The sequence below is a fragment of the Azospirillum sp. FG154 genome (genome assembly GCF_057809575.1).
Genome location: NZ_JBMDKF010000024.1, coordinates 32,338 through 58,962 on the forward strand (window position 1 = coordinate 32,338; position 26,625 = coordinate 58,962).

General features: G+C 65.0%; 21 protein-coding genes. 17 read left to right on the plus strand and 4 right to left on the minus strand.

The window, feature by feature from the left end:
• The first annotated feature begins 45 nt into the window (after positions 1-45).
• From ACODS4_RS22180 to ACODS4_RS22195, 4 genes are all read left to right on the plus strand, one after another.
• Positions 46-225: a zinc-finger domain-containing protein gene (locus ACODS4_RS22180; protein ID WP_488867635.1), complete on the plus strand. Its 180-nt coding sequence runs from the start codon at positions 46-48 to the stop codon at positions 223-225.
• A 403-nt stretch (positions 226-628) separates the two neighbouring features.
• Positions 629-2,686, plus strand: a complete 2,058-nt coding sequence (locus ACODS4_RS22185; RefSeq protein ID WP_488867637.1) for a sensor domain-containing protein — start codon at positions 629-631, stop codon at positions 2,684-2,686.
• Between the two features lie 96 nt (positions 2,687-2,782).
• Complete coding sequence (locus ACODS4_RS22190; protein WP_488867639.1) at positions 2,783-5,182, plus strand: tetratricopeptide repeat protein; 2,400 nt, start codon at positions 2,783-2,785, stop codon at positions 5,180-5,182.
• Complete coding sequence (locus ACODS4_RS22195; protein ID WP_488867641.1) at positions 5,182-7,401, plus strand: O-linked N-acetylglucosamine transferase, SPINDLY family protein; 2,220 nt, start codon at positions 5,182-5,184, stop codon at positions 7,399-7,401. Before ACODS4_RS22190 ends, ACODS4_RS22195 begins: the two co-directional genes overlap by 1 nt.
• A 205-nt stretch (positions 7,402-7,606) precedes the next feature.
• On the opposite strand, the gene ACODS4_RS22200 is transcribed toward ACODS4_RS22195, so the two are convergent.
• The gene (locus ACODS4_RS22200; protein ID WP_488867643.1) at positions 7,607-8,479 is read right to left on the minus strand and encodes a MurR/RpiR family transcriptional regulator; all 873 of its coding nucleotides are present in this window, start codon (positions 8,477-8,479) and stop codon (positions 7,607-7,609) included.
• Between the two features lie 237 nt (positions 8,480-8,716).
• On the opposite strand from ACODS4_RS22200, the gene ACODS4_RS22205 reads away from it, so the two are divergent.
• The 5 genes from ACODS4_RS22205 to ACODS4_RS22225 all read left to right on the plus strand — a co-directional run bounded on the left by ACODS4_RS22205 (position 8,717) and on the right by ACODS4_RS22225 (position 12,373).
• Positions 8,717-9,448, plus strand: a complete 732-nt coding sequence (locus tag ACODS4_RS22205; protein WP_488867734.1) for a transporter substrate-binding domain-containing protein — start codon at positions 8,717-8,719, stop codon at positions 9,446-9,448.
• A 33-nt stretch (positions 9,449-9,481) separates the two neighbouring features.
• On the plus strand, positions 9,482-10,153 hold the full coding sequence (locus ACODS4_RS22210; protein ID WP_488867645.1) for an amino acid ABC transporter permease: 672 nt from the start codon (positions 9,482-9,484) through the stop codon (positions 10,151-10,153).
• Positions 10,146-10,796: an amino acid ABC transporter permease gene (locus tag ACODS4_RS22215; RefSeq protein ID WP_298375319.1), complete on the plus strand. Its 651-nt coding sequence runs from the start codon at positions 10,146-10,148 to the stop codon at positions 10,794-10,796. The genes ACODS4_RS22210 and ACODS4_RS22215 overlap by 8 nt, the downstream gene beginning before the upstream one ends.
• A complete protein-coding gene (locus tag ACODS4_RS22220; protein ID WP_488867648.1) occupies positions 10,783-11,553 on the plus strand; it encodes an amino acid ABC transporter ATP-binding protein in 771 nt (256 codons plus the stop codon). The genes ACODS4_RS22215 and ACODS4_RS22220 overlap by 14 nt, the downstream gene beginning before the upstream one ends.
• A 121-nt stretch (positions 11,554-11,674) precedes the next feature.
• Positions 11,675-12,373, plus strand: a complete 699-nt coding sequence (locus ACODS4_RS22225) for a pirin family protein (RefSeq protein WP_488867650.1) — start codon at positions 11,675-11,677, stop codon at positions 12,371-12,373.
• A gap of 53 nt (positions 12,374-12,426) precedes the next feature.
• Here ACODS4_RS22225 and ACODS4_RS22230 read toward each other — a convergent pair whose 3' ends face one another.
• The gene (locus tag ACODS4_RS22230; protein WP_488867652.1) at positions 12,427-13,869 is read right to left on the minus strand and encodes a catalase; all 1,443 of its coding nucleotides are present in this window, start codon (positions 13,867-13,869) and stop codon (positions 12,427-12,429) included.
• 97 nt (positions 13,870-13,966) lie between these two features.
• On the opposite strand from ACODS4_RS22230, the gene ACODS4_RS22235 reads away from it, so the two are divergent.
• On the plus strand, positions 13,967-14,908 hold the full coding sequence (locus ACODS4_RS22235; protein ID WP_488867654.1) for a LysR substrate-binding domain-containing protein: 942 nt from the start codon (positions 13,967-13,969) through the stop codon (positions 14,906-14,908).
• Here ACODS4_RS22235 and ACODS4_RS22240 read toward each other — a convergent pair.
• Positions 14,905-16,536, minus strand: a complete 1,632-nt coding sequence (locus ACODS4_RS22240) for a cache domain-containing protein (protein WP_488867656.1) — start codon at positions 16,534-16,536, stop codon at positions 14,905-14,907. The genes ACODS4_RS22235 and ACODS4_RS22240 overlap by 4 nt on opposite strands.
• Positions 16,537-16,960: 424 nt before the next feature.
• On the opposite strand from ACODS4_RS22240, the gene ACODS4_RS22245 reads away from it, so the two are divergent.
• From ACODS4_RS22245 to ACODS4_RS22265, 5 genes are all read left to right on the plus strand, one after another.
• Positions 16,961-18,052, plus strand: coding sequence for a TRAP transporter substrate-binding protein (locus ACODS4_RS22245; protein ID WP_488867658.1), 1,092 nt, complete (start codon positions 16,961-16,963; stop codon positions 18,050-18,052).
• 309 nt (positions 18,053-18,361) lie between these two features.
• Entirely contained in the window at positions 18,362-19,456 is a 1,095-nt protein-coding gene (locus ACODS4_RS22250; RefSeq protein ID WP_488867736.1) for an ABC transporter ATP-binding protein, read from the plus strand.
• A gap of 64 nt (positions 19,457-19,520) precedes the next feature.
• Positions 19,521-20,567 carry an ABC transporter substrate-binding protein gene (locus ACODS4_RS22255; protein ID WP_488867660.1) on the plus strand — a complete coding sequence of 349 codons (1,047 nt, stop codon included), beginning with the start codon at positions 19,521-19,523 and terminating at the stop codon, positions 20,565-20,567.
• 240 nt (positions 20,568-20,807) lie between these two features.
• Positions 20,808-22,058, plus strand: a complete 1,251-nt coding sequence (locus tag ACODS4_RS22260; protein WP_488867662.1) for an ABC transporter permease — start codon at positions 20,808-20,810, stop codon at positions 22,056-22,058.
• The gene (locus tag ACODS4_RS22265) at positions 22,055-22,885 is read left to right on the plus strand and encodes an ABC transporter permease (RefSeq protein ID WP_488867664.1); all 831 of its coding nucleotides are present in this window, start codon (positions 22,055-22,057) and stop codon (positions 22,883-22,885) included. The genes ACODS4_RS22260 and ACODS4_RS22265 overlap by 4 nt, the downstream gene beginning before the upstream one ends.
• A gap of 53 nt (positions 22,886-22,938) precedes the next feature.
• On the opposite strand, the gene ACODS4_RS22270 is transcribed toward ACODS4_RS22265, so the two are convergent.
• Positions 22,939-23,505: a cupin domain-containing protein gene (locus ACODS4_RS22270; RefSeq protein ID WP_488867666.1), complete on the minus strand. Its 567-nt coding sequence runs from the start codon at positions 23,503-23,505 to the stop codon at positions 22,939-22,941.
• Between the two features lie 201 nt (positions 23,506-23,706).
• Here ACODS4_RS22270 and ACODS4_RS22275 point away from each other — a divergent pair, with 201 nt between their 5' ends.
• Together ACODS4_RS22275 and gabT are read left to right on the plus strand one after the other, a co-directional pair.
• Positions 23,707-25,167: an NAD-dependent succinate-semialdehyde dehydrogenase gene (locus ACODS4_RS22275; RefSeq protein ID WP_488867668.1), complete on the plus strand. Its 1,461-nt coding sequence runs from the start codon at positions 23,707-23,709 to the stop codon at positions 25,165-25,167.
• 26 nt (positions 25,168-25,193) lie between these two features.
• The gene (gabT, locus tag ACODS4_RS22280) at positions 25,194-26,480 is read left to right on the plus strand and encodes a 4-aminobutyrate--2-oxoglutarate transaminase (protein ID WP_488867670.1); all 1,287 of its coding nucleotides are present in this window, start codon (positions 25,194-25,196) and stop codon (positions 26,478-26,480) included.
• Positions 26,481-26,625: the final 145 nt, after the last annotated feature.

Below are 26,625 nucleotides of genomic sequence, written 5' to 3' on the forward strand. Positions count from 1 at the left end.
CGATGGCGTGATCGCGCGCGCCTGTCAAAACAGAGGATGATCGCCATGCAGCCGACCGAGACGATTACTGTGGAAACCGCCACCATTGGGTGCGACGGCGGCGGGGGGGCGCTTGGCCATCCGCTGGTGTATCTGACCCTGGACCATGAAGGCCGCGTCGAATGCCCCTATTGCTCGCGCGTTTATGTTCTGAAGGATGGCGTCAAGCTGAGCCACGGCCACTGATTGGACGCGACTCGGCCCAAGGGCCCAAGCCTAAAGTCTGGCGGCGGCCAAGGCGTTCGACGCCCTTGTGCAGGAACATGTCGTGCGGGCATCGGAAGACAGGATGAAAATGACCGGCTGAACGGTTCTGCCCATCCTGTCCCTCCCGGCGTTTTTTGGGGGATCGATTTCTAATTTCAACAAAATCAACCCCCTAATAGGACTATGCCCATTAAGTTACATTCCTGTTATATTTTGACGCGTGGTGTGCGACAGTCCCAGAGATCGGGCTTGACGGATTTCGGCGGGCTGGCATCTACTTTTCTGCGGTGCGGTAAAAGTTGGACTGTTCACAATCGTATGTTTGAGTAGCGAGATGTTGTTTCCAGGCGGTTCAGGCTTGGCGTCGGAAGAGGCGCGCACAATGAGTCATGAGACGGAAGAGCAGTACCGCAGCATCTTCGAAAATGCCGTAGAGGGCATTTATCAAACGACGACGGACGGTCGCTATCTGCGCGTCAACTCAGCCCTGGCTGAGATTTACGGTTACAGCTCCCCCGATGATTTGATCGCCAACCTGACCGACATCGCCGGGCAGCTTTATGTGGATCCCGGCAAGCGCGAAGCCTTCGCCGACCTGATGGCCCGCAAGGACACGGTCCATTCCTTTGAGGCCCGGGTTTTCCGCCGCGACGGCACGATCATCTGGATCGCCGAAAGCGCGCGTTGCGTGCGCGACGCCGCCGGGCGCATCCGCTTTTACGAAGGCACCGTTCAGGACATCACCGAACGCAAGCAGCATGAGGAGAAAATCCGGCTGCTCGCCACCGTGTTCGACAGCGTCGCCGACGGCATCCTGATCGTTGACCCGGAATTGACGGTCCAGGCCATCAACCCGGCCTATGAGATCACCACCGGCTTTCAGCGCGAAGAGTTGCTGCGCCGCCCGCTGGTCCTGTTCGCCCCCGGTTCGCACGAGCGTTCCTTCATTGATTCCATCTGGACCACCGCGCGGCAGGCCGGGCGCTGGCAGGGCGAAGTCACCAGCTTCCGCCATTCCGGCGACGCCTTCGCCGCCGCCCTGTCGGTGACGTCGGTGCGCGCGCCCAGCGGCGTGCTGGAGCATTATGTGCTCACCATCGCCGACATCAGCCAGCGCAAGTCCCAAGAGCACCAGATCCGCTATCAGGCCAGCTTCGACCGGCTGACCGACCTGCCCAACCGCTGGCTGGTCTGCGAACGGCTGGAAGAGGCGATTGCGCGCGCCCAGCGCAACCACAGCAAGGTCGCGGTCGCCTTCCTCGACCTCAACCGCTTCAAGCAAGTCAACGACACGCTCGGCCATCACGCCGGGGATGATCTGCTGAAGCTGGTGGCGCGGCGGTTGCGCAACTGCACGCGGATGACCGACACGGTTGGCCGCCTGGGCGGCGACGAGTTCCTGATCGTCGCCCCCGACGCCGCCGACCGTTCGGCGGGCGCGCGTCTTGTCGAGAAGATCCTCTATTCGATGGACGAGCCGTTTGGCGTCCACAATCAAGAATTGTTCTGCGGCGCGTCCATCGGGCTGGCCTTCTACCCCGACGACGGCGAAACGGCGGACCAGCTTCTGCGCAACGCCGATCTGGCCATGTATCACGCCAAGCGCAACCCGGAGCACAAGTTCGTGTTCTACGATGGCGGGATGCGCGAGCGGTCGGGATTCTCGCTGGGGCTGGAAAGCGATCTGCGCCGGGCCAGCGGCGGCGAAGAGTTCGAACTGCATTACCAGCCCAAGATTGATCTGGCGACCGACCGGGTGATCGGGGCGGAGGCGCTGATCCGCTGGCGTCACCCGGTGCGCGGCATGGTCAGCCCGGCGGAATTCATCCCGCTGGCCGAAGACACCGGCCTGATCTGGGAAATCGGCGCCTGGACCTTCATGGAAGCCTGCCGCCAACTGGCGGTGTGGACCAAGCAGGGCGTTCCGATTCCCTCGGTGTCGGTCAACCTGTCGCCGCGCCAGTTCCAGGACGCGCGGCTGGTCGGCTTCGTCCGCAGCGTCGTCGAGGCGTCCGGCATTCAGCCCGACCGGTTGGAACTGGAGCTGACCGAAGGCGCGATGATCGGCGACATCGAAAAGGCGGTGACGATCCTGAATGGCCTGAAGGACATCGGCGTCCGCCTGTCCATCGATGATTTCGGCACCGGCTATTCGTCGCTCGCCTATCTCAAGCGCTTCCCCATCGACACGCTGAAGATTGACCGCAGCTTCGTTCGCGACATCGTCAAGTCGTCCACCGATCCGGCGATTGTCGGCACCATCGTGAATCTTGCCGAAAGCCTGGGCTTCGACACCATCGCCGAAGGGGTGGAGACTTGGGAGCAGGCGGCGATGTTGCGCGAACAACGCTGCACCCGCATCCAGGGCTATCTCATCAGCCGCCCCTTGCCGGCGGAGATGTTCGCGGCCTTCATGAGCAACCGCGCGGTGGCCGCGTAACGGCCTGCGACTGGGCGTTGACGACATCCGCCGATTTCATTGATATGCCGGGTGTCGTTCCCTTGCGCGTCGCCGGGGCCACTCACGGATTGTTTGATGGCGAGCATCGGCGAAGCGCTTGTGATGGCCCTGGATCTGCATCAGGCGGGGCGCGTCGGCGAAGCGAGACTCCTGTACCAGCGCATTCTTGACGCGGATCCGGAGCAGGCCGACGCGCACCACCTGCTGGGCGTGCTGTGCGGCATGGCTGGGGATGTCGCCGGGGCGCGGCGGCGGATCGCGCGGGCGGTGGCGCTGGCCCCGGCCCGGCCCGATTTTCACGGCAATCTGGCGAACATTCTGCGGGCCGACGCGGACAAGGAGGGCGCCGGGCGGCATGACGCCCACAGCCTGACCCTGCAACCCGACAATGTTGAGGCTGCATCCCGGCTTGGCGCGCTGCGCGCCGCGCAAGGGGCGACAGATTCGGCGCGGGAACTGGCGTGTCAGGCTCTCTCCAATTCAGCGGCGGTGAGTCTGGAGGCGTTGACTGGGCTGGCGCTGGCGCTCAGCCGCGTCGATGGCTTGGAGGATTGGGCGGCGGCGCTGTTGGAGCGGGCGGCGGAGCGCGATCCGACCTCGGCGCTTGTGCAGGCGAATCTGGCTCTGGTCCGGCAGCGGCAGGGCCGCGCGGCGCAGGCGGCGGAGCATTTTCGCCAAGCGCTGGACCGGGATCCGCAATTCGCCCTGGTGTGGGGCGCCTTGGGGCAAAGTCGCGTCGATTCGGGGCGTCTGGCCGAGGCCGCCGCGCTGTTCCAACGTCAAGCGGCGCTGCGCCCGGATGACCCGTCGCCCTACCGCCGTTTGGGGGACATCGCCCGGCGTCAAGGCCAAAGCGGCATGGCGGAGCGCGCCTTGCTGTGGGCGGAAGCCCTGGAACCGGGCGACCGCGACAGCGGCTTGACCCTGGCCGTCCTGCTTCTGGCCCGCAAAGAGGCGGCGGCGGCGGAACGGCGCTTGACGGCGCTGGCGCGGCGGGCGCCGGATGATCCGGTCATCCTCTACAATCTTGCCCAAGCGCTCATCGAACAGTCGGATCGCGACGGCGCCCTGGCGCTGTTGCGGCGGGTGGTGGCGCTGGCCCCGGATCTGGGCGATCCTCTGCACAGTCTGGGCGCGCTGTTGACCGGGCTTGGTTTCGCCCGACTTGGTTCGGCGTGGCTGGAGCGCGCCTTGCGGTTCGGCGCGGATCGGGCCAACTGGCATCGGGCGGCCATGCTGTCGATCCTCTATGTGTCCGGCGTTGACGCGGACCGCCGTTTTGCGCTGCACCGCCGTCTGGAAGCCGCCTTTCCGCCGCTGGCCGCGCCGCCGCTTCCCTTCGCCAACCGCTTGGACCCGGATCGCCGCTTGCGGATCGGTTATCTGACCTCCGACCTGCGGGCGTTTCAGCCCATCGGGCGCAACCTGCTGCCGCTGTTTGAGAATCGCGACCGGGAGGGCTTCGAGGTCATCGTCTACGCCCATGTTCTGGAACCCGACGCGACGACGGAGCGGTTCCGCGCCCTGTCCGACGGCTGGCGCGACATCACCGGGCAGGACGATTCGACGGTCGCCGCGCGGATGCGGGCGGACGGCGTGGACATTTTGGTTCCGTTGGGGATCCGCTTCGACAACAACCGCCCCCACATCTGCCACCTGCGGCCCGCCCCGGTGCAGGTCAGTTTTCACGACGCGGCGACCAGCGGCCTGTCGGCCATCGATTATCTCATCACCGACCGGACGATGACGCCGCGCCATGGGCTGGAGCGCTTCACCGAACGGCCTTTGCGCCTGCCCAGCTTTTACGTGGCGGCGATCCCCGCCGCCGCGCCGCCGCCCGGCCCATTGCCGATGCTGGCCGATGGGGTGATCCGCTTTGGCTGTTTCAACAACCCGGCCAAGATCTCGGATGAGACGTTGCGGCTGTGGGCCAAGCTGATGGCGCGGATTCCGCAAGCGCGGCTGGTGCTGAAATATTTGGATTCTTACCGCTCCGAGCTTTGCGTCGGCCGCATCCGCGCGGCGTTGCGCGCGGGCGGGGTCGATCCGTCCCGGTTGTGGGCCGACCCGGCGGAGGCGGAGCGGCCCGCCACTCACCTCGCCCGATACAGCGGCATCGACGTCGCGCTGGATCCCTTTCCCTTCTGCGGCTCGACGACGACCTTCGAGGCGCTGGTCATGGGCGTTCCGGTCATCACCCTGCCGGGCGACACCATGGTCAGCCGCTGGTCGGCGTCGATGCTGCGCGCCTTGCGCTTGGACGGTCTGGTGGCGTCCTGCGAAGACGACTATGTGACCATCGCCGAGGCGTTGGCGAGCGATCCGGCCCGTCTGTCGGACCTGCGGGCGACGCTGCGGGACCGGCTGGCCGCGTCCCCGCTGTGCGACGGTCGCCGCCGCGCCCGTCAGGTCGAGCGCTTGTACCGGGCGGTTTGGCGGCGTTTCTGCCATGAACGGACGCAAACGGGGGCGTGATGGCGAGCGTAAGCGACGCGCTGCTGGCGGCGCTGGATCACCAGGACCAGGGGCGCGTCGTCGAGGCGGAGACGTTGCATCGCCGCATTCTCGACGCCGCTCCGGCGACGGTGGACGCGTGGCACCTGCTGGGGCTTCTGCTGGCGCAGTCTGGGCGGCTGGAGGCGGCGGAACCGCTGCTGCGCCGGGCCGTGGCGTTGGCCCCCGACCGGCCCGATTGCGTGGGAAACCTCGCCAAGCTGTTGATGGCGCTTGGCCGACGTGGCGAGGTTGTGTGGCTGTGTCAGGCCGTCGCCCTGATCGCGCCGGATCGGCTGGAACCCTGGATGCCGGAGATTCTTGCGCAAGCCGGGCAACGGCGGCTTGAGGGCGGCGATCCGCGCGCGGCGTGTCGGCTGCTGTCGCTTGCGGCGGCGGCAATGCCCGATGTGGGCGTCGTCCAGGCTCACTTGGGGGTGGCGTTCCAACGGCTTGGGCAAAACGACGCGGCGGAGGGGTGTTACCGCGTCGCGCTGGACTGTGGGTTCGATGCGCCGGATCTGCGCGCCAATCTGTCGGACATCCTGTTTGCCCGTGGGCGGTCCTGGCAATACGGCGGCGGCCATGCGGAGGCGTTGGCGCTGTTTGGCGAGGCGTGGCGGTTGATTGCGGGACAGGCCCAGGCCGCTGGGGCGGACCGGGCGCGTGACTTGTGCTTGTTCATCGGCGTGTCGTGGCACGCGGTGAGCGTCTATGAGAACGCCGCGCGGGCGTTCGCCAACGCGGTCATGCTGGATCCGGCGCATCCGGCGGCGCTCGACAGCGCGGCGCGGGGCTGGCTGGATTGTCGGGAGCGCGAACGGGGGATGCGGGCGCTGATGTGGCGCTGGACGCTCGACCCGACGAATGTGGATCTGTGTCTGGGCGCGGCGCGTGCGCTGGTGCTGGCGCGGGAGCCGAGGGAAGCGGCGGAATGGTACGGTCGCGCCGCGCGGTTGGGCGACGATCCGGGGCATGAGGCCTCGGCGATTCTGTCTCTCAACCTGACCAACGCTCCGGCGGCTGTCATCACGGCGGCGGCGCGGCGTTGGGCGGCGCGCCATGCCGAACCGTTGTCGCGCGCGGCGCCGTCGCCCGCCGCACGGTCTTCGGCGGGGCGTCCGCTGCGCGTTGGCTATCTGTGCGAAAATTTCCTGACGCACGACTTCACCTGTCTGCCGCTGGTCGAGCATCACAGCGCGGATTTCACCATTGCGGTCTATTCCCTGGGCCGCGATGACGACAACGAGCTGTTGGCGCGTTACGCGACGGCGGCGGGGCTGTTCCGCCGGGTTCCTGGGTTGGACAACGCGGCGTTGGCCGATCTGATTCGCGCCGACGCCATCGACATTCTGGTGGATGGCGCTGGTTTTTCCTCACACAGCGCGCGGCTGTTGACCATGGCGCGGCGCCCGGCCCCGCTTCAGATCCATTTTCCGGTGATGACGACCACCGGCTTGTCGGCGATGGACGCGGTGCTGGTGGATGGAACCACGGTTCCGGTCGGGCGAGACGCGGATTTTTCCGAGCAGGTCATGCGGTTGCCCATCGGCTACCATTACTCGCCCCTCGCTCCGACGCCTGACGTGGCGCGGGAACCTCCCGTCGCCAAGACGGGGGGCGTCACGTTTGGCAGTTTCAACGCGATGAGCAAACTGTCGGCGGCCACCCTGGAGGCATGGGCGTTGATTTTGCGCCGCCTTCCCACCGCGCGCCTGATCGTCAAATCAATCGACGTCACCGTCAGCGACCAACGGGCGTTGAGCCGGGCATTGGGGCCGCAGCTTGAGGTTCGTGGGCCGACCGCCAGCGTGGACGAGCATATGGCGGCGTTCAACGGCATCGACATCCACCTCGACAGCTTCCCCTATGGCGGCGTCACCACGACGGCGCAAGCCCTGTGGATGGGCGTGCCGGTCGTCACCCTGGCGGGAGACCGGGTGCTGGACCGCTATGGCGCGTCGCTGCTGCGCGCGGTGTCTTTGGAGGATTTGGTCACGCGCTCGCTCACCGACTATGTCGAGACGGCGGTCGGGCTGGCCGGAAACGTGGAGCGGCTGCGCGCGCTGCGGGGCGATCTGCGCGCCCGGATGCGGGCGTCGCCCCTGTCGGATCCGGTGCAATTCACCAAGGATGTCGAAGGCGCCTATCACGCGCTGTGGCGGCGGATGTCGGGTATGGCTGGGCGTGTTGACGTGTGAACGCAAAGCAAGATGGATCAGAAGGATAGGTTTAAACGCCTACATAGAAACAAACAGATACACGCATAGGTATTCATCAGAAAATTATCGGTTATTTTTCATAAAGTGAACCAGATCCAACGTTGGACTGGCGCTGGATATAATCTCCAAGATCAAATAAAATTACGAGAAAGAGGATATTTAAAATATCTCGTAAAAATTGTTCTTAAAATTCTCCCAAAGTCTCGTGAAGCTTTTCGATGCTCTTGATGCGGTCACGCCCGGCGTTGCCGGAAAGACGAATCAGTTCAGCCGCCAGGACATGTATCACCGCCATTACCGCGACATGGTTGTCGAGCGGGGCCAAGCTGCGGGTTTCGCAACGGAAGGTCAGGGGTGGGGTTGGTCCTTCCAGGGGGGAATGGCTGTCGGCGAGCAGGATGGTGGGAACGCCGCGCGCCAGCGCCGCTCGCAGCAATTCGATGATCGCCGGGGTGCGGCGGCGGATGCCGACCAGCAGCAGGACGTCTTGCTCGTCGAGGTCGGCGAAGGTCTCGGCCAGCGTTTCGCCAGCGGCGACCATGTGGTGAACCTCGGCCCGGACCTGGATGAACTGCCAACGTGCGTATCCGGCGAGAAAGGCGCTGTTGCGGGCGCCGCACACCCAAATGCGCCGGGCCGTGTGCAGCAGGGCGGCGGCCTGCCGCAGCGCGTCCGGGTCGATCTGGCGGGCGGTGGCGGCGATGGCCTCGACGCTGCGCTGAAAATGGGCGTCCACCGATGGAGGAGCGTCGGCGCTGGGCGTGGCCGGTTGATCGAGCAGATAGAGCGGCGATCCCCATTCGGTGCCGCGCCGGGAGGCCAACCGCGCCTCTTCAAAATTGGCGAAGCCCAGGCGGCGGACCAAACGGGACACCGTCATTTTCGACACGCCGGCGCTGCGCGCCAATTCGGTCGCCGAATAACCGGACAACTCGCCAGGGCAGGCTAGAATCACGTCGGCCAACTGCCGCTCGCTGCGGCTCAGGGCGGCGTAACGGTCGTGGATTCGGGTGGTCAGAGCCTGTTCGGGCAATGTGCCGGTTTTTTGGTCGGTCATTTGCGCGTTTCTTGAGCAATAACGGTTAGGAGGGTAGGTTACGAGCGTAACGAATTTTAGTACATATGGGATAATTGTATCATTTCAGCCCTTTGGGATCGATGCGCGCGGCCGTCGTCCGGCTGGCACGGCGTTTGAAATGCATGGGAACGTCCTTTTGCTTGGAGATCGAACACCATGCGGTTTGCAACGATACTCGGTGCTGTCGGCTTTGCCACGGCTGTTCTCGTGGGTGGCATGACCGGCGCGGCGCAGGCCGACGCGCTGGAGCGGATCACCAAGGACAAGGTTTTGCGCGTCGCCGTGCCGCAGGATTTCCCGCCCTTCGGCTCGGTCGGCACCGATCTGAAGCCGGTCGGCTATGACATCGACGCCGCCGGTCTGATCGCCAAGGAACTGGGCGCCAAGGTTGAATTGGTTCCCGTCAGCAGTTCCAACCGCATCCCCTATTTGACCACCGGAAAGGTCGATCTGGTCATCTCCAGCCTTGGCAAGAACGCCGAGCGCGAAAAGGTCATCGATTTCTCGGTCGCCTACGCCCCCTTCTACAACGGCGTGTTCGGGCCGGAGGCCAGCGCGGTGGAGAAGGTCGAGGATCTGAACGGCAAGACGGTCGGCGTCACCCGTGGTTCGGTCGAGGACATCGAACTGTCGAAGATCGTCACCGACAAGGTCACGGTGCGCCGGTACGAGGACAACAACGGCACGATTTCCGCCTTCCTCTCCGGTCAGGTGGAGTTGGTCGCCACCGGCAACGTCGTCGCCGCCGCGATCTTCGAGCGCAACCCGCCGCGCCTGCCGATCCTGAAATTCCTCATCAAGAATTCGCCCTGCTTCGTCGGTCTGAACAAGGAGGAAGGCCCGCTGCTGGAGAAGGTGAACGGCATCCTGACCAAGGCCAAGGCCGACGGCTCGCTGAGCGCCATCGCCAAGAAGTGGCTGGGAACGCCCCTGCCCAAGGATCTGTAACCGGCTCCACTCACTTCCAGCGCGGGCGATCCCATGGCCTATCGGTTTGATTTTGCGTCCTTGTTGGACTATGCGCCCGTGCTGGTCAACGGCGTGGCGACCACGGTCGGTTTGACCCTGGTCGGCGCCGTGCTGGGCGTGGGCATCGGCGTCGGCGGGGCGGCGGCGCGGTCATCGGCCAACGCGCCGCTGCGCGTCGCGGTTGGCGCCTATGTCGAGCTGATCCGCAACACGCCTTTTCTCGTCCAGCTTTTCTTCATCTTCTTCGGTCTGCCGTCCTTGGGCGTCCGATTGCCGGAATGGCAGGCGGCGCTGCTGGCGATGGTCATCAACCTGGGCGCCTACGCCACCGAGATCATCCGGGCCGGCATCGACGCGACGCCGAAGGGTCAGATCGAAGCGGGCGCCAGCCTGGGGATGAGCGGGCCGCAGATTTTCCGCTACATCATCCTTGGCCCGGCGATGGGCAAGATTTGGCCCGCGCTGACCAGCCAGATCATCATCGTCATGCTGGGATCGTCGGTCTGTTCGCAGATCGCGGTGGAGGAGCTGAGCTTCGCCGCCAACTTCATCCAATCCCGCAACTTCCGCCCGTTCGAGGTCTATTTCGTGGCGACCGCGCTGTATCTGGCGCTGGCGGTCGGGCTGCGGTGGCTCTTGGCCCGGCTGGGGGACCGGCTGTTCGCGAGGGCCGCCCGTGCTTAACTTCACCTTCTGGGACATTCTGTCCAACCTGCTGCTGGCGGCGCGCTGGACCGTGCTGCTGTCGGCCATCGCCTTCGTCTGCGGCGGCGTCGCCGGGCTTCTGGTGCTGCTGGCGCGCGTCGCCCCGTTGCGCCCACTGCAAGGCGCCATGAAAATCTACATCGAGCTGTTCCAGGGCACGCCCCTGCTGATGCAGCTTTTCATCGTTTTTTTCGTCCTGCCGCTGGTCGGCGTCGAAACCTCGCCCTGGACGGCGGCGGCGGTGTCGCTGACTTTGTTCACCAGCGCCTATCTCGCGGAAATCTGGCGCGGTTGCGTCGACGCCGTGCCGAAGGGCCAATGGGAAGCCTCGGCCAGTCTGGCGCTGAACTATGCCGAACAAATGCGTTACGTCGTGTTGCCGCAGGCGCTGCGCATCGCCGTTCCGCCCACCGTCGGCTTTTCGGTCCAGGTGGTGAAGGGAACCGCCGTCACCTCGATCATCGGCTTTGTCGAGATCACCAAGGCGGGAACGATGATAACCAACGCCACCTTTCAGCCCTTCCTGGTCTATGGCCTCGTCGGGTTGCTGTATTTCGCCCTCTGCTACCCCTTGTCGCTCTCGGCCAAGGCGCTGGAAAGGAAGCTCAATGTCGCTCGCTGATGGATCCGTTCCGCCGTCCCCCCGTCCCCTGGTCAAGCTGACCAACATCCGCAAATCCTTTGGCCCGGTGGAGGTGCTGAAGGGGGTGGACATGGCGGTGCAGGAGGGGCAGGTCGTCGCCATGATCGGGCGCAGCGGCTCGGGCAAAAGCACCCTGCTGCGCAGCGTCAACGGGCTGGAGCGCATCGACGACGGCGTCATTGAGGTGGATGGCGAATGCGTCGATCCCAGCCAGATCGATTTGCGGGCGCTGCGCCTGAAGGTCGGCATGGTGTTCCAGCAATTCAACCTGTTCCCCCATTTGACCGCTGGCGAAAACGTCATGCTGGCCCTGAAGGTGGTGAAGAAGCAGGACAAGGCGTCGTGCCGCGCGGCGGCGGAACAGGCGTTGGCCAAGGTCGGGTTGGGCCACAAATTCGACGCCTACCCCTCGCATCTGTCGGGCGGCCAGCAACAGCGCGTCGCCATCGCCCGGTCGCTGGCGATGGCCCCGAAGGTGCTGCTGTGCGACGAGATCACCTCGGCGCTCGACCCCGAACTGGTCAGCGAGGTGCTGTCCGTCGTCCGCAAGCTGGCGGAAGAAGGAATGACTTTGCTGCTGGTGACGCACGAGATGCGCTTCGCCCGCGAGGTCTGCGATTCCCTGGTCTTCATGCATGGCGGGCGCATCATCGAACAGGGACCGCCCGCCGACCTGTTCGACCATCCCAAAACCCCTGAATTGGCCCAGTTCGTCGGCATGGTCGAGGCGCGATGAGGATAATTGTTCTATGTAAAGCGACAATGATGTTCTGACGCGTTGGATTGTTCCCGAAGCTCTTTTGGCCGCATGATTGGGTCAACGAGGCAAGCCCAAGCGGCACAGGAGGGTTTCGGTTATGCTGACAATCCGTCATCGGGATGAACGCGGCGCGGCGAACATGGGTTGGCTGAACAGCCAGCACAGTTTCTCTTTCGGCCATTATCATGATCCGGACCAGATGGGCTTTCGCGCCCTGCGGGTCATCAACGAGGATCGGGTGATCCCCGGCGCCGGGTTCCCCACCCATGGCCACGCCAACATGGAGATTGTCTCTTACGTGCTGAACGGCGCGTTGGAGCACAAGGATTCCATCGGCACCGGCTCCATCATCCGGCCCGGCGAGGTCCAGCGCATGAGCGCCGGGCGCGGCATACGCCACAGCGAATACAACGCCTCGCAGGCCGATCCCGTGCATTTCCTGCAAATCTGGATTTTGCCGGAGGTCCATGGGCTGGCTCCCAGCTACGAGCAATCGGCCTACTCCGACGCGGAAAAGCGCGGCCAACTGCGGCTGGTCGGTTCCCGCGACGGGCGGGAGGGCAGCGTGACCATCCACCAGGATGTGGATCTGTACGCTGCTCTGTTGGACGGCGAAGAAAGCGCCAGCCTGCCGTTGCGTCCGGGCCGTCACGCCTGGGTGCAGGTGGCGCGCGGTCAGGTTCACGTCAACGGCGTGCTGCTGAAGGAAGGCGACGGCGCGGCGCTGAGCGACGAGGCCGCCGTCACGCTCGACAAGGCCGACGTCGCTGAGGTGCTGGTCTTTGATCTGGCGTAAGGGTTGATGAGACGAGAGGGGGCGGACCGGATGAACGGCCCGCCCCTTTTTCGTCACGCGGTGGTGGTCAGCGCCAGCCGGGCGGCGATTCCGGCCCCGTAACGCGGGTCGGCGGCGTGGAAATGCGCCAACTGGCGTTCCTGGATGAAGCGGGGGGCCTTGCTCAGCGATCCGGCGATGTTGTCCATCAACCGCGCTTGCGCCTCCTCCCCGATCAGGCGGAACAGGGCGCCCGCCTGGGCGTAATCGTCGTTGTCGTCCCGATGGTTGTAGCGGTCGGCGTCGCCGCTGATCCGCAAGGGCGGTTCGGACGCGGCGGCGCTCTGCGTCGGGCCGCCGAAGCTGTTCGGCTCGTAATGCGGCGTCCCGCCGCCGTTGCCGTCAAAACGCATCGCCCCGTCGCGCTGGTGGTTGTGGACCGGGCAGCCCTGCGGGCGGTTGACCGGCAGATGGGCGTAATTGCCGCCCAGCCGGTAGCGATGGGCGTCGGCGTAGGCGAACAGGCGGCCTTGCAGCATCTTGTCGGGGCTGAAGGAAATGCCGGGAACGACGCTGGCCGGGCTGAAGGCCGATTGTTCGGTCTCCGCGAAGAAATTCTCCGGGTTGCGGTTCAGGATCAATTCGCCGAATTCAACCAGCGGATAATCGGCGTGCGGCCATACCTTCGTCAGATCGAACGGGTTGATGGCGTAGGCGTCCGCCTCGACCTCCGTCATGATCTGGACGGAGACGGTCCAGGCCGGGAAATCGCCGTCCTGGATGGCGGCGTGGAGATCGCGGGTGGCGTGGTCGGGATCGACGCCCGCCATCGTGGCGGCTTGATCGGCGGTGAAGTTCTGGATCCCCTGGCGGGTCTTGAAGTGATACTTGACCCAGAAACGTTCGCCCGCCGCGTTGATCCAAGAAAAAGTGTGGCTGGAAAAGCCGTCCATGTGGCGGTAGCCGCGCGGCGTGCCCCGGTCGCTGAACAGGATGGTCAACTGGTGCATGGTTTCCGGCGACAGCGAGAAGAAATCCCACATCGCCGTAGGATCCTTCAGATTGGTCGCCGGGTTGCGCTTTTGCGTGTGAATGAAGTCGGGGAACTTCAGCGGATCGCGCAGGAAGAACACCGGGGTGTTGTTGCCGACCAGATCGTAATTGCCCTCTTCGGTGTAGAACTTCACCGCGAAGCCGCGCGGGTCGCGGTCGGCGTCCGCCGATCCCTTTTCGCCGCCGACGGTGGAAAAGCGCAGGAAGACCGGCGTTTCCTTGCCGACCGCCGCCAGGAAGGCGGCCTTGGTCCAGCCGGTCACGTCGCGGGTGACGCGGAAGACGCCGTAGGCGCCGGCGCCCTTGGCGTGGACCACCCGTTCGGGGATGCGTTCACGGTTGAAATGGGCCAGCTTTTCAATCAGGTGGAAATCCTGCAACAGCAGCGGCCCGCGCGGCCCGGCGCTCAAGGAATTCTGGTTGTCGGCGACGGGCTGGCCGAAGCTGGTGGTCAAGACGCTCATGATCGGTTCCTCGCGGTGGGTGGCCTGTGCGTGGGTCTGGTTATCCACCCCCGGCGTTGATATATCCAAGACATGGTTTGGAACGATCTGATAGGTGATGGCTATGAATATCGCTGGTCTGTCCCTGCGTGATTTGGAGTATGTGGCGGCGGTCGCCGACCTGCGCCATTTCGGCAAGGCGGCGGAGCGCTGCGGCGTCAGCCAACCATCCTTGAGCGCGCAAATCCGCAAGCTGGAGGACGGCCTCGGCCTCGCATTGTTCGAGCGCACCAGCCGCCGCGTCCTGACCACCCCGGCGGGGGAGCCGATCATCCGGCAGGCCCGCGTCGTGCTGGCCGAGGCGCAACGGCTGCTGGCGCTGGCCGAGGGGCAGGATGGCGGCCTGTCCGGAAGCTTCCGTCTGGCCGCCATTCAAACCCTGGGGCCGTATCTGTTCCCCCATCTGCTGCCGATTTTGCGGGCGCATCACCCCGATCTGACGTTGATCCTGTCGGAAGGACGCACCGACGGCCTGTTGGAGGAGTTGCGGGACGGGCGGATCGACGCCGTTCTGCTGGCCCTGCCGGTCGAGGCGGAGGGAATCGCCGCCGAAGCGCTGTTCTTCGAGCCGTTCGTGCTGGCCCATCCGGTCGGCCATCGGCTGGGGCAAAGGCCGGTTTTGAGCCTGTCCGACGTCGATCCCGCCGAGCTGCTGTTGCTGGAGGAAGGGCATTGCCTGCGCGATCAGGCGCTGGCGGTCTGCGGCGTCACCGCGCGGGCCGGGCGGCACGCCACCGGGTTGGAGACGCTGCGCCACATGGTGGCGGCGGGCAATGGCTGCACGCTGATGCCGCTGTTGGCGACGGGCGACGCCGCCACGGTGGGCGGGCTGGTCGGCTACCGCGCCTTCGCCGCCGACCGGCCCGGACGGGCGGTTGGCTTGGCGTGGCGGGCCAGCGACCCGCGCGGACGGGGTTTGCGCGCTCTGGCCGGGCTGTTTCGCGCGGCGCTCCCCGCCTCCGCTGGATGCTCGCCGGTTGAGGCCGGGCCGACCGCTTAAGCGATCTTCTGGCCGACGCTGGAATCCCACACGACCGCCCGGTTGCGGCCATCGCGCTTGGCCTGATAGAGCGCCGCGTCGGCCCGGCGCAGAACGGTGGCGACGTCCGGCGAATCCTCCGGCCAGCGGGCGATGCCGATGGAGCAGCCGACCCGCACCATGGAGCCGCCAATCGACACCGGCTCGTTCACCGCCGCGATGACGCGGGCGGCCAGGGCGTCGGCGTCGGGCGGCGGTTGGGTGGCGGAGCGCGGCAGAATCGCCGCGAACTCGTCGCCGCCCAAACGGGCCACCACGTCGTCGTCGCGGAACAGGGTGGTCAGGCGTTGGCCGACTTGGCGCAGCACCGTGTCCCCGGCGTCATGGCCCAGCCGGTCGTTGATCGGTTTGAAACCGTCAAGGTCGATGTACATCATCGCCGCCGCCCCGGTCCCGTGGGTGCAGGCTTCCAGATATTGTTCAAAATAGCGGCGGTTGGGCAGGGTGGTCAGCCGGTCCTGATAGGCGATGTCCTCCAACCGCATCAGCGCGGCGTCCTTGTGCGTCAGGCTGTCGATCAGGTCGCGCAGGGCGGCGGACAGATGGCCGATTTCCGTCGTTCCGCCGACGTTGGGAATCTCAACGCCGCTTTCCCCCTGGCGGATCCGTTCGGCGGCGCGGGCGATGGCGATCAATGGGCGGGCGATGCGCCCGGCGGCGAACCAGCCCAGCGCGCTGAACAGCAGCGCCAGCGCCGCGCCCGATCCGATGATGGTCAAACGCAGCTTGTCGGCTTCCGCATGGACGACGCTGGTCGGTTGGCGGGCCAGGACGGTCCAGCCGAGACCGGCGTAATCATTCACGCCCTTGCCGTGGGCGATGCCGGTCACGTAGGAAACCCCGTCGGCCCACGGTCGGGTCTCCCACCCGTCTTTGAACGCGACGGCGGCGTGGGGCAGTGGTTTGCCGATGGTGTCTTCCGGCCCCAACAGCACCGTGCCGTCCGCCGACAGGATGTAGACGGTCAGGCTCTGACGGTCGCGCAGCGGGTCGGTCAGTTCCCGCATGGTGGCGCGTGTCCATTCCCAACTGTAATGCACCGCCAGCACGCCAACCGGCTTGCCGTTCCGATCCAGCAGCGGGGCGGAGACGTCGACGAATTTCGGCTCCTCGCCCGCCAGATAGGGAACCTTGCCTTTCAGGGCGACCGCCTCGTGCACGTCGCCGACGAAAAGACCCTTCAGCCCCTGGGCGTGAACCGGGCGGCTGGCGATGTTCAGCCCCACCAGCAGGCCGTTGCTGGCGGCCAGCACCGTGCCGGAAAGGTCGGTCATGCCGATCCAGGCGATGGTCGGGTCGCGCCGCTTCAACTCCTCCATCGTCGCCCGCGCCACCTCGGGATCCTTCAGCGCGTCGATGCGGGCGAGCGAGGCGATGAGGTTGGCGCGCGCCCACATGGTCGAATCCAACTGATGGGCCAGCGATTGCGCCACCCCCATCATCGAATTGCCGACCTCGCGGCTCAGCACCTGCTCGGCCTGGGTGCCGACGAACAGCCCCTTGGCGAGCGTCAAGCCCATCACCAGAAGCGCTGTGGTGGCCGCGACCGTGACGCGGAGGCCCAACGGCCGCGTGGACGAAAAAGGCATCGGCGGTTCCTGTCGGCGCTGGCCCAATCAAACGGTTCGGCTAAGGGGCATGGCGGGATGAGCGTCATACGTAGGTACACGAACAAGATGGCGATGGAAGGTTAAAAATTTCGACGCTCGCGAACCGGCGACGCAAGGGGGCGCTCACGCGCAAAAAAAGTTCGCCGCACTGACGTTCCGCATATTGCATAAAAAGCAAAAGGCCGCTAGCTATACGCCTGCGGCCCGAGTTTGGGGAGGAAACGCCTGATACAAGGCGCTAAAAACAAAGATAATGCTGCGTCGCAGAAAATCCAGCCCATGTGGCTGGATTTTTCGTTTGGAAGGCTGACATTCCGAAAACGGATGTGTGTGGTGGTCGCGCTGGCGATGGTCCGCGTTATGATGCGGGATCAACCAGACTGCACCGGGAAGACACATCATCATGAAACGGCGCGCGTTCCTCACCACCGCCGGGGTCGGCCTTGCCGCTGGCACGGTCGCCGCTCCCGCCATCGCGCAGAGCCAACCCGAGATCAAATGGCGCCTCGCCTCCAGCTATCCCAAAAGCCTGGACACCATCTACGGCGCGGTTGAGTTCATCGCCAAGCGGGTGGCGGCCGCCACCGACAACAAATTCCAGATCCGCACCTTCGCGGCGGGCGAAATCGTTCCGGCGCTTCAGGTGTTGGACGCGGTGCAGAACGGCACGGTCGAATGCGGCCAGTCCGCCGCCTATTTCTACGTCGGCAAGGATCCGACCTTCTGCTTCGACACGGCGATGCCGTTTGGGCTGAACACCCGCCAGCACATGGCGTGGATGATGCACGGCGGCGGGCTGGAACTGATGCGGGAGCAGTTCAAGGAGTACAACATCCTGAACATCCCGGCGGGCAACACCGGCGCGCAGATGGGCGGCTGGTTCCGCAAGGAAATCAAATCGACGGACGATCTCAAAGGCCTGAAGATGCGCATCGGCGGGCTGGCCGGGCAGGTGCTGACCCCGTTGGGGCTGGTGCCGCAGCAGCTTGGCGGCGGCGACATCTATCCGGCGTTGGAGCGCGGAACCATCGACGCCGCCGAATTCGTCGGCCCCTATGACGACGAGAAGCTGGGCTTCCACAAGGTCGCCAAGAACTACTATTACCCCGGCTGGTGGGAAGGTTCGGCGCAGATTCCGCTGCTGTTCAACATGCAGGCGTGGGACCAGCTTCCGGCCTCCTACCGCACGGTCCTGGAAATGGCCTGTTGGGAGGCCAACACCTGGATGCTGGCCAAATACGACACGCTCAACGCCTCGGCCCTGAAGCGGCTCGTTGGCGGCGGCGCCGTGCTGCGCATGTTCCCGCGCGAGATGATGCAGGCCTGCGAAAAGGCCGCCTTCGATCTCTACGACCAGATCGCCGGGACCAACCCGCGCTTCAAGAAAGTGTATGAGGCGTGGAAGCCGTTCCTGGAGGAGGAGCGGCTGTGGTTCCGCGTCGCCGAGAATGGCTTTGACAGCTTCGTCTACAGCCAGTCGGCCCAACGTCGCTGAATCGGGGCCGCTACGTTCGGAGTCGTTCGCGCGAGTCGTGGGGAGTGCGGCGGTATGTCATCCGCGCCCCCCATCATTCGTCTTCTCAATCGCCTGCGGATGGCGCAAACTGCTGTTCGGAGTGTGGGCAACGCCTTCGCAGTTGCACAATAAAACGGCACGCTGTTGAAATGATCGCGACATAAGCATTCCTCTTGTCTATTTTCTTAAACGCGGCTACCGTCGGGGCCATCAAGACGGGCAGGAACCGGGGCTAGCCCGACGGGTTCTTGTCGCCTCTGACGGGAGAGGATGATGGACGGCGGGATGATGGCGACGACGCAGGCTTTGGTGCGGTTCGTCGGGGTGCAGAAAACCTACGACGGCGAACATTTGGTCGTGAAAAGCCTGGATCTCGACATCCGCAAGGGCGAGTTCCTGACGCTGCTTGGACCGTCCGGTTCAGGGAAAACGACCACCCTGATGATGCTGGCCGGGTTCGAGGTTCCAACTCACGGCGAGATTTTCCTCGGTGATCGGTCGATCAAGAACACGCCGCCGCACAAGCGCGACATCGGCATGGTGTTCCAGAATTACGCGCTGTTCCCCCACCTGACCATCGAGGAAAACGTCGCGTTTCCCTTGACGGTGCGCGGCGTGTCCAAGGCCGAGGTGAAGGAGCGGGTCACAGCCGCCTTGCAGATGATTAAGCTGGAGAATGTGGCCACGCGCCATCCCGGCCAATTGTCGGGCGGTCAGCAGCAGCGCGTCGCGTTGGCCCGCGCCCTGGTGTTCAAACCGGCGCTGGTGCTGATGGACGAACCGCTGGGCGCGCTCGACAAGCGTCTGCGCGAACACATGCAGTTGGAAATCAAGCGTCTGCACGAAACGATGGGCATCACCGTCGTCTACGTCACGCACGACCAGGGCGAAGCGCTGACCATGTCGGACCGCATCGCCGTGTTCAACGACGGGATCGTGCAGCAGATCGACAGCCCGGACGCGCTCTATGAGCGGCCCGTCAACAGCTTCGTCGCCAACTTCATCGGCGAAAGCAACGTGTTGGCGGGAACCGTCGAAAATATCGAACAGGGTTTCTGCCGGGTGGCGCTGGCCGCCGGCGGGTCGGTGGTGGCGACGGCGGTCAACATTGGCGGCGTCGGCGCGCGCACCTCCTTGTCGGTGCGCCCGGAACGGGTGTCCCTGCTGACCAGCGACGACGGCGACGCCGGGTTCAACCGGCTGCCGGGAACGCTGAAAGATTTGATCTATGTGGGAGACCACACGCTGGCGGTGCTGGCTGCCCCCGGCAACAACGAATTCATGGTCAAGCTGCCCGCCGGCGCCTATTCCGGGCTGTCGCAAGGACAAGCTGTGACCATCGCCTTCCGCCCCGAAGATTGCCGGGCGCTGGATCCAATCTGAAAGAGAAAGCTTTCAGGTCGGTCTCAATCGACGAACAACAACCACAAGACATAGGACGGGGATCATGTCGAAGTTTAAGCTGGCTCTTGGTTTCGCCGCGACCTTCACCGCCGTCACCGCTCTGGCGTCGGTCGCCAGCGCCCGTGACCTGACCGTCGTGTCGTGGGGCGGCGCGTATCAGGACGTTCAGAAGAAGGTCTATTTCGAGCCGTTCAAGGCGTCCGGCACGGCGATGAACGATGAATCGTGGGATGGCGGCGTCGGCGTTCTGCGCGCCAAGGTTCAGGGCGGCGCGTCCACCTGGGACGTGGTCCAGGTTGAAAGCGACGAGCTGGCGCTGGGCTGCGACGAGGGCCTGTTCGAGAAGATCAATTATTCCAAGATCGGCGGCGAGGAAGCCTATCTGCCCGCCACCGTCAACGCCTGCGGCGTCGGCGCCATCGTCTATGACTTCGTTCTTGGCTACGACAAGGACAAGCTGAAGGACGCGCCGAAGGGCTGGGCTGATTTCTTCGACACCAAGAAATATCCGGGCAAGCGCGCGCTGCGCCAGGGCGCCAAGACCACCTTGGAAATCGCCCTGATCGCCGACGGCGTCGCTCCGGCGGACGTTTACAAGGTGCTGGCGACCGAGGCGGGCGTTGACCGCGCCTTCAAGAAGCTCGACACCATCAAGGGCGATCTGGTCTGGTGGAAGGCGGGCGCGCAGCCGCCGCAGCTCCTCGCGTCGGGCGAAGTGGTGATGACGTCGGTCTACAACGGCCGCATCGACGCCGCCAACAAGAAGGAAAAGAAGAACTTCGGGATGGTGTGGAACGGCGCGCTGTTCACCATCGACAGTTGGGTCATCCTGAAGGGCAGCCCGAACGTCGAAGCCGCGCACAAGTTCCTGAACTTCGTCGGCAAGGCCGAGAACCAGGCCAAGCTGTCCGAAGGCATCGCCTACGGCACCTCGAACAAGGGCGCCCCGGCCAAGCTGGCCCCGGCCCTGTTGGCCGATCTGCCGACGGCCCCGGCCAACCTGAAGAACGCCGCCGAAATCGACGTCAACTTCTGGCTGGAAAACATCGACCGTCTGACCGAGCGCTTCAACAAGTGGGCGGCCAAGTAAGGTCCTGAGACGACCGCTTCGGCGGTCGGGTTTCGGCGTCGGCGGGGGTTGCGTGGTTGCTCCCCGTCGGCGCCAACCCAAAAAGGGTGATCCGTCCGTGACGACGCCCGCCTTTTCAAGACCATCGTCACGCCCGCGAAGGCGGGGATCGTGATCCATCTCGGCGCGACGTCCCAAACGGCGCCGCGCGGGATCTCCGTTTTCGCGGGCGTGACGGGACCATCCGACAGGACATCACCGATGACAGCCGCAATCGTTGTTGGCGCCGAGATGCCGTTGAAGCGTCGATTGAGGCGGGCCGAACGCGCCCGGCAGCTTCGCGCGCTGGGTCTGGTGCTTCCGCTTTTTCTGTTTCTGCTGTTCACCTTCGTCATTCCCATCGCCGGGATGATCTGGCGGTCGGTTGATGATTGGGAGGCGCCGCAGGTGCTGCCCCACACCGTCGCCGCGCTGTCCGACTGGAACGGCAAGGATTTGCCGAGCGAAACCGCCTTCGCGGCGCTGGCGGGCGATCTTCAGGCGGCGCGCGCCGCCGGTACGGTCGCCGTGGCGGCCAAGCGGTTGAACTATGTCATCAACGGCTTCCGCACCATCCTGACGTCGACCGCGCGCAACCTGAAAACAGCGCCGGAACCCGGCGCCGCCAAGGCGACCCTGATCGGGCTGAACCCGGCCTGGGGCGAGCGCGCCACCTGGGCGGCGATCAAAAGCGCCAGCGGTCCCGTCACCGATTATTACCTGCTGGGCGCGGTCGATCTGACCCGCGACGTCAACGGCGCCATCGTCGCCACACCCGAAGATCAAGCGATTTATCGCGACGTCTTCGCGCGCACCTTCACCATCGGTTTCGGCGTCACCGCGCTGTGTCTTCTGCTGGGCTTTCCGGTCGCCTATCTGCTGGCGAATCTGCCGACGGCGCAGTCGAACATGCTGATGATCTTTGTGCTGCTGCCCTTCTGGACCTCGCTTCTGGTGCGCACCTGCGCCTGGATCGTGATTTTGCAGGGCGAGGGCATCGTCAACGGTTCGCTGCAATGGTTGGGCGTGATCGACGAGCCGCTGCGCCTGATCTACAACCGTTTTGGCGTCTACATGGCGATGACCCATGTGCTGCTGCCCTTCATGATCCTGCCGCTGTACAGCGTCATGCGGTCGATTTCCCCGGCCTACATGCGGGCGGCGGCCTCGCTCGGCGCGCCTCCGACCACGGCCTTTCTGCGGATCTACCTGCCGCAGACCATTCCCGGCATTGGCGCGGGCTGTCTGTTGGTCTTCATTCTGGCCATCGGCTACTACATCACCCCGGCGCTGGTCGGCGGGGCGGGCGACCAGATGATTTCGGCCTTCATCGCTTTTTACACCACGGAAACCGTCAATTGGGGCTTGGCCTCGGCGTTGGGGGCGGTGCTGCTGCTGTCCACGCTGGTGCTGGCGCTGGTCTATGGCAAGTTGGCGCTGGGTCGCCAGACGACGGGAGGTCTCAAGAATTGAGCGCGAATCAGTCCACGCAAACCGCCAGCCAGCGCTACGCTTGGCTCACGACGGTGGTCCTGTCGTCGGTGATCTTCGTCTTCCTGATGGCGCCGATCCTGGCCATCGTGCCGCTGTCTTTCAGCTCCGGCGCGTATCTGACCTACCCGTTGCCCGGCTTCTCGCTGCGCTGGTATGAGGATTTCCTCAACTCGCCGCGCTGGATGCTGTCCCTGAAGAACAGCGCCATCATCGGCGTGGCCTCGGCCCTGCTGTCGATGGTGCTGGGAACGCTGGCGTCGCTGGGGCTGGCGCAGTGGAAGAGCAAGTGGAAGCCGTTGGTGCTGGCCCTGGTGCTGTCGCCGATGGTGGTTCCGGTCGTCATCACGGCGGTCGGCGTCTATTTCTTCTTCGCGCCGCTGGGGCTGACCGGCAATTATCTGGGGCTGATTTTGGCGCACACGGCGCTGGCGACGCCCTTCGTCGTCATCACCGTGTCGGCGACCTTGCAGGGCTTCGACATGACGCTGGCGCGCGCCGCCGCGTCGCTGGGCGCGCCGCCGATCATGACCTTCCGCCGGGTGATCCTGCCCTTGATCCTGCCGGGCTTGGCGTCGGGCGCGCTGTTCGCCTTCGCCACCAGCTTTGACGAGGTGGTGACGGTCCTGTTCCTCGCCGGGCCGGAGCAGCGCACCCTGCCGCGCGAAATGTTCAGCGGCATCCGTGAGAACATCAGCCCGACCATCACCGCCGTGGCGGTGGTGCTGACGGTGATCTCGATTGGTCTGTTGACGATGATCGAACTGTTGCGCCGCCGGAACGAACGGCTGAAGGGGAACGCCCCGTAAGCGGCGCGTCTTGTTCCCGCTCCCTCTCCCGCCTTGAGCGGGGGAGGGCGCGCTTACAGATAGGGCGGGGTGCAGGCGCTGATGAGTTCGCAATCCTCGTCGCCGATGTTGCGGAAGCGGTGGGGGATGCGGCTGTCGAAGAGGTAGGCGTCGCCGGGGGCCAGGATCTGTTTGCGGTCGCCGACCGTCAGTTCGATCTTGCCCTTCACGACGATGCCGCCCTCTTCCGATTCATGCTGGAGCATGGTCCGGCCGGTGTCGGCCCCCGGCGCGTAGCGTTCGTGCAGGATCTGGAGGTTGCGGCCCCGCAGATCGCCGACCTGCCGGAAGGACACCTGACCGACGGCGCCCTTCAGCTCTTCGGCCAGTTCGATCAGTTCGGTGTTCTTGAAGAAGATCTGTTCGGGCGGCGGCAAATCGTCGGAGGAGAAGAATTCGGCCAGGGACATGGGAATGCCCTGCAACACCTTGCGCAGGGACGACACGGACGGGCTGCTGCGGTTCTGTTCGATCAGCGAGATGGTGCCGTTGGTCACGCCAGCCTTCTGGGCCAGCGCCCGTTGCGATAGGCCGTGTTGCTCGCGAATCTGCTTCAACCGTGTGCCGACATCGAAATCCATCACCCGACTCCTGGTTCCTCAACCTTACGCAATACCCGATTCCCGCAACCCCGTCATCAAAATATGAACAGCTAAACAGGGGTTGTTTAATTTATTAAACATGCTAGGCTTTCCTTCGTGGTCCCAACGGTCAGCGTCCATCGGGGGCGCGCCGGACCGTCGCCAAACTTCCACCTCCTTCCATTCCAGGGCGGATCGAACATGCTGTCGCTGAACGACCAGAGCCTTCTCCAGACCAAGGGCTATGTGAACGGCGCGTGGCGCGCCGCCGACTCCGGCAAAAGCTTCGCCGTGACCAACCCGGCCACCGGCGCGGTGATCGCCAACGTCGCCGACATGGGCGCTGCGGAAACGCGCGACGCCATCGCCGCCGCTGACGCCGCCCTGCCGGGCTGGCGCGCCAAGACCGCCAAGGAGCGCGCGGCCATCTTGCGCCGCTGGCACGATTTGATCCTCGCCAACCAAGAGGATCTGGCCCAACTGATGACCGCCGAACAGGGCAAGCCGCTGACGGAATCGCGCGGCGAGGTGCTCTACGGCGCGTCCTTCATCGAATGGTTCGCCGAAGAGGGCAAGCGCGCCTATGGCGACGTCATCCCGACCTTCGCGGGCAACAAGCGTATTCTGGTTCTGAAGGAGCCGATCGGCGTCGTCGCGGCGATCACGCCGTGGAACTTCCCCAACGCCATGATAACCCGCAAATGCGCGCCTGCTTTGGCGGCGGGCTGCACCGTGGTGGTCAAGCCCGCCGAAGACACGCCCTTGTCGGCGCTGGCGCTGGCCGAATTGGCGACGCGCGCGGGCATTCCCGCCGGCGTCTTCAACATCGTCATGGGGTCGAACCCGGCGGCGATTGGCGGCGAGCTGACCAGCAGCTCCATCGTCCGCAAGGTCAGCTTCACCGGCTCGACCGAAATCGGCAAGCTGCTGATGCGGCAGGCCGCCAGCACGGTCAAGAAGGTGTCGCTGGAGCTGGGCGGCAACGCCCCCTTCATCGTCTTCGACGACGCCGATCTGGACGAGGCGGTCAAGGGTGCGATGGCGTCGAAATACCGCAACGCCGGTCAGACCTGCGTTTGCGCCAACCGCCTGCTGGTCCAGGCGGGCGTCTATGAAGCCTTCACCGCCAAGCTGGCCGAGGCGGTCAAGCAGCTCAAGGTCGGCGACGGCGCCGAACCCGGCGTCAGCCAGGGGCCGCTCATCAACGCCGACGCCATCGCCAAGGTGGAAGAGCTGATGGGCGACGCGCTGGAGAAGGGGGCCAAGGTCGCGCTGGGCGGCAAGCGCCACGAACTGGGCGGCACCTTCTTCGAGCCGACCATCCTCACCGGCGTCACCAGCGCCATGCGCGTGGCGCGTGAGGAGATCTTCGGCCCGGTCGCCCCGCTCTTCCGCTTCGAGACGGAAGAGGAGGCCATTCACATGGCCAACGACACCGAATTCGGCCTTGCCGCCTATTTCTACAGCCGCGACATCGGGCGCGTCTGGCGCGTCGCCGAAAAGCTGGAATACGGCATGGTCGGCATCAACGAAGGCATCATTTCGACCGAACTCGCCCCGTTCGGCGGGGTCAAGGAGTCCGGCATTGGCCGCGAAGGCTCCAAATACGGCCTCGATGACTTCATGGAAACCAAATATCTCTGCGTCGGCCTCGGCGCCTGACGCTTTCAGGATCAAGGAACAGACACATGAGCAATCAGTCGTTGGTCACGCGGCGCGACGCCGCCGTCTCCCGTGGCATTTCCGCTGGCCTGCCGGTCTACATCGACCGCGCCGAAAATTCGGAAATGTGGGACGTCGAGGGCAAGCGTTACATTGATTTTGGCGCGGGCATCGCCGTGTTGAACACGGGCCATCGCCACCCGAAGGTGATGGAGGCGGTGAAGGCCCAGCTCGACCGTTTCACTCACACCTGCATGATGGTCACGCCCTATGACAGCTTCGTCGAGCTGGCGGAAAAGCTGAACGCGCTGGTTCCCGGCCCTACGCCCAAGAAGACCGCCTTCTTCACCACCGGCGCCGAAGCGGTGGAAAACGCCGTCAAGGTGGCGCGCGCCTTCACCGGCCGTCCGGCGGTCATCGCCTTTTCCGGCGGCTTCCATGGCCGCACGCTGCTGGGCATGGCGCTGACCGGCAAGGTCGTGCCTTACAAGGTCGGCTTCGGCCCGTTCCCGGCGGACATCTATCATGTGCCGTTCCCCAACGCCTACCGCGACATCTCGGTCGCCGAAAGCCTGAAGGCGCTGGACACCCTGTTCAAGTCCGACGTTGATCCGGCCCGCGTCGCCGCCATCATCGTCGAGCCGGTGCAGGGCGAGGGCGGCTTCAACATCGCCTCGCCGGAATTCCTCCAGGCTGTCCGCGCGCTGTGCGACAAGCACGGCATCGTCATGATCGTGGACGAGATCCAGACCGGATTCGCCCGCACCGGCAAGATGTTCGCGGTTGAGCACGCCGGGATCGAACCCGACCTCATCACCATGGCCAAGAGTCTGGCGGGCGGCTTCCCGCTGTCGGCGCTGACCGGCAAGGCGGCGATGATGGACGCGCCGATTCCGGGCGGTCTCGGCGGCACCTACGCGGGCAGCCCGCTGGCCACCACCGCCGCGCTGGCGGTCATCGACGCGATCGGCGAAGAGAAGCTGTGCGAGCGCGCTCAGGTGATCGGCGAGCGCATCGCCGACCGCTTCCGCGCCATGGGCCAGCGCAACACGCTGCCGGTCGTCGGCGACGTCCGCAACCTGGGCGCCATGGTCGCCATGGAACTGGTGACGAACCGCGAGACCAAGGAACCCGCCGCCGATCTGACCAAGGCGCTGGTCGCCAAGGCGGCGGAAAAGGGCCTGATCCTGCTGTCCTGCGGCACCTATGGCAACGTCATCCGCGTGCTGGCGCCGCTGACCATCTCCGACGCGGTGCTCGACGAAGGTCTGGACATCATCGAGCGTTCTCTGGAAGAACTGGTGGCCGCGTAACGTGACGTTCCCTCTCCCGTCCTGGGAGAGGGAGGGGACCCACCGGAGGTGGGGAGGGTGAGGGGCTATCGGGCGTGGTGCGAATCCATGTCCACCAAGCCCCTCACCCTTCCCGCTAAAGCGGGTCCCTTCCCTCTCCCGAGGC

What these genes read in the sequence shown, in the direction of transcription:
- ACODS4_RS22250 (WP_488867736.1), top strand. Translation starts at nt 18,362, where the DNA reads ATGGCGACGACGCAGGCTTTGGTGCGGTTCGTCGGGGTGCAGAAAACC.
- ACODS4_RS22235 (WP_488867654.1), top strand. Translation starts at nt 13,967, where the DNA reads ATGGCTATGAATATCGCTGGTCTGTCCCTGCGTGATTTGGAGTATGTG.
- ACODS4_RS22260 (WP_488867662.1), top strand. Translation starts at nt 20,808, where the DNA reads ATGACAGCCGCAATCGTTGTTGGCGCCGAGATGCCGTTGAAGCGTCGA.
- ACODS4_RS22240 (WP_488867656.1), bottom strand. Translation starts at nt 16,536, where the DNA reads ATGCCTTTTTCGTCCACGCGGCCGTTGGGCCTCCGCGTCACGGTCGCG.
- ACODS4_RS22195 (WP_488867641.1), top strand. Translation starts at nt 5,182, where the DNA reads ATGGCGAGCGTAAGCGACGCGCTGCTGGCGGCGCTGGATCACCAGGAC.
- ACODS4_RS22205 (WP_488867734.1), top strand. Translation starts at nt 8,717, where the DNA reads ATGACCGGCGCGGCGCAGGCCGACGCGCTGGAGCGGATCACCAAGGAC.
- ACODS4_RS22225 (WP_488867650.1), top strand. Translation starts at nt 11,675, where the DNA reads ATGCTGACAATCCGTCATCGGGATGAACGCGGCGCGGCGAACATGGGT.
- ACODS4_RS22200 (WP_488867643.1), bottom strand. Translation starts at nt 8,479, where the DNA reads ATGACCGACCAAAAAACCGGCACATTGCCCGAACAGGCTCTGACCACC.
- ACODS4_RS22185 (WP_488867637.1), top strand. Translation starts at nt 629, where the DNA reads ATGAGTCATGAGACGGAAGAGCAGTACCGCAGCATCTTCGAAAATGCC.
- ACODS4_RS22275 (WP_488867668.1), top strand. Translation starts at nt 23,707, where the DNA reads ATGCTGTCGCTGAACGACCAGAGCCTTCTCCAGACCAAGGGCTATGTG.
- ACODS4_RS22255 (WP_488867660.1), top strand. Translation starts at nt 19,521, where the DNA reads ATGTCGAAGTTTAAGCTGGCTCTTGGTTTCGCCGCGACCTTCACCGCC.
- gabT (WP_488867670.1), top strand. Translation starts at nt 25,194, where the DNA reads ATGAGCAATCAGTCGTTGGTCACGCGGCGCGACGCCGCCGTCTCCCGT.
- ACODS4_RS22230 (WP_488867652.1), bottom strand. Translation starts at nt 13,869, where the DNA reads ATGAGCGTCTTGACCACCAGCTTCGGCCAGCCCGTCGCCGACAACCAG.
- ACODS4_RS22220 (WP_488867648.1), top strand. Translation starts at nt 10,783, where the DNA reads ATGTCGCTCGCTGATGGATCCGTTCCGCCGTCCCCCCGTCCCCTGGTC.
- ACODS4_RS22245 (WP_488867658.1), top strand. Translation starts at nt 16,961, where the DNA reads ATGAAACGGCGCGCGTTCCTCACCACCGCCGGGGTCGGCCTTGCCGCT.
- ACODS4_RS22210 (WP_488867645.1), top strand. Translation starts at nt 9,482, where the DNA reads ATGGCCTATCGGTTTGATTTTGCGTCCTTGTTGGACTATGCGCCCGTG.
- ACODS4_RS22180 (WP_488867635.1), top strand. Translation starts at nt 46, where the DNA reads ATGCAGCCGACCGAGACGATTACTGTGGAAACCGCCACCATTGGGTGC.
- ACODS4_RS22190 (WP_488867639.1), top strand. Translation starts at nt 2,783, where the DNA reads ATGGCGAGCATCGGCGAAGCGCTTGTGATGGCCCTGGATCTGCATCAG.
- ACODS4_RS22270 (WP_488867666.1), bottom strand. Translation starts at nt 23,505, where the DNA reads ATGGATTTCGATGTCGGCACACGGTTGAAGCAGATTCGCGAGCAACAC.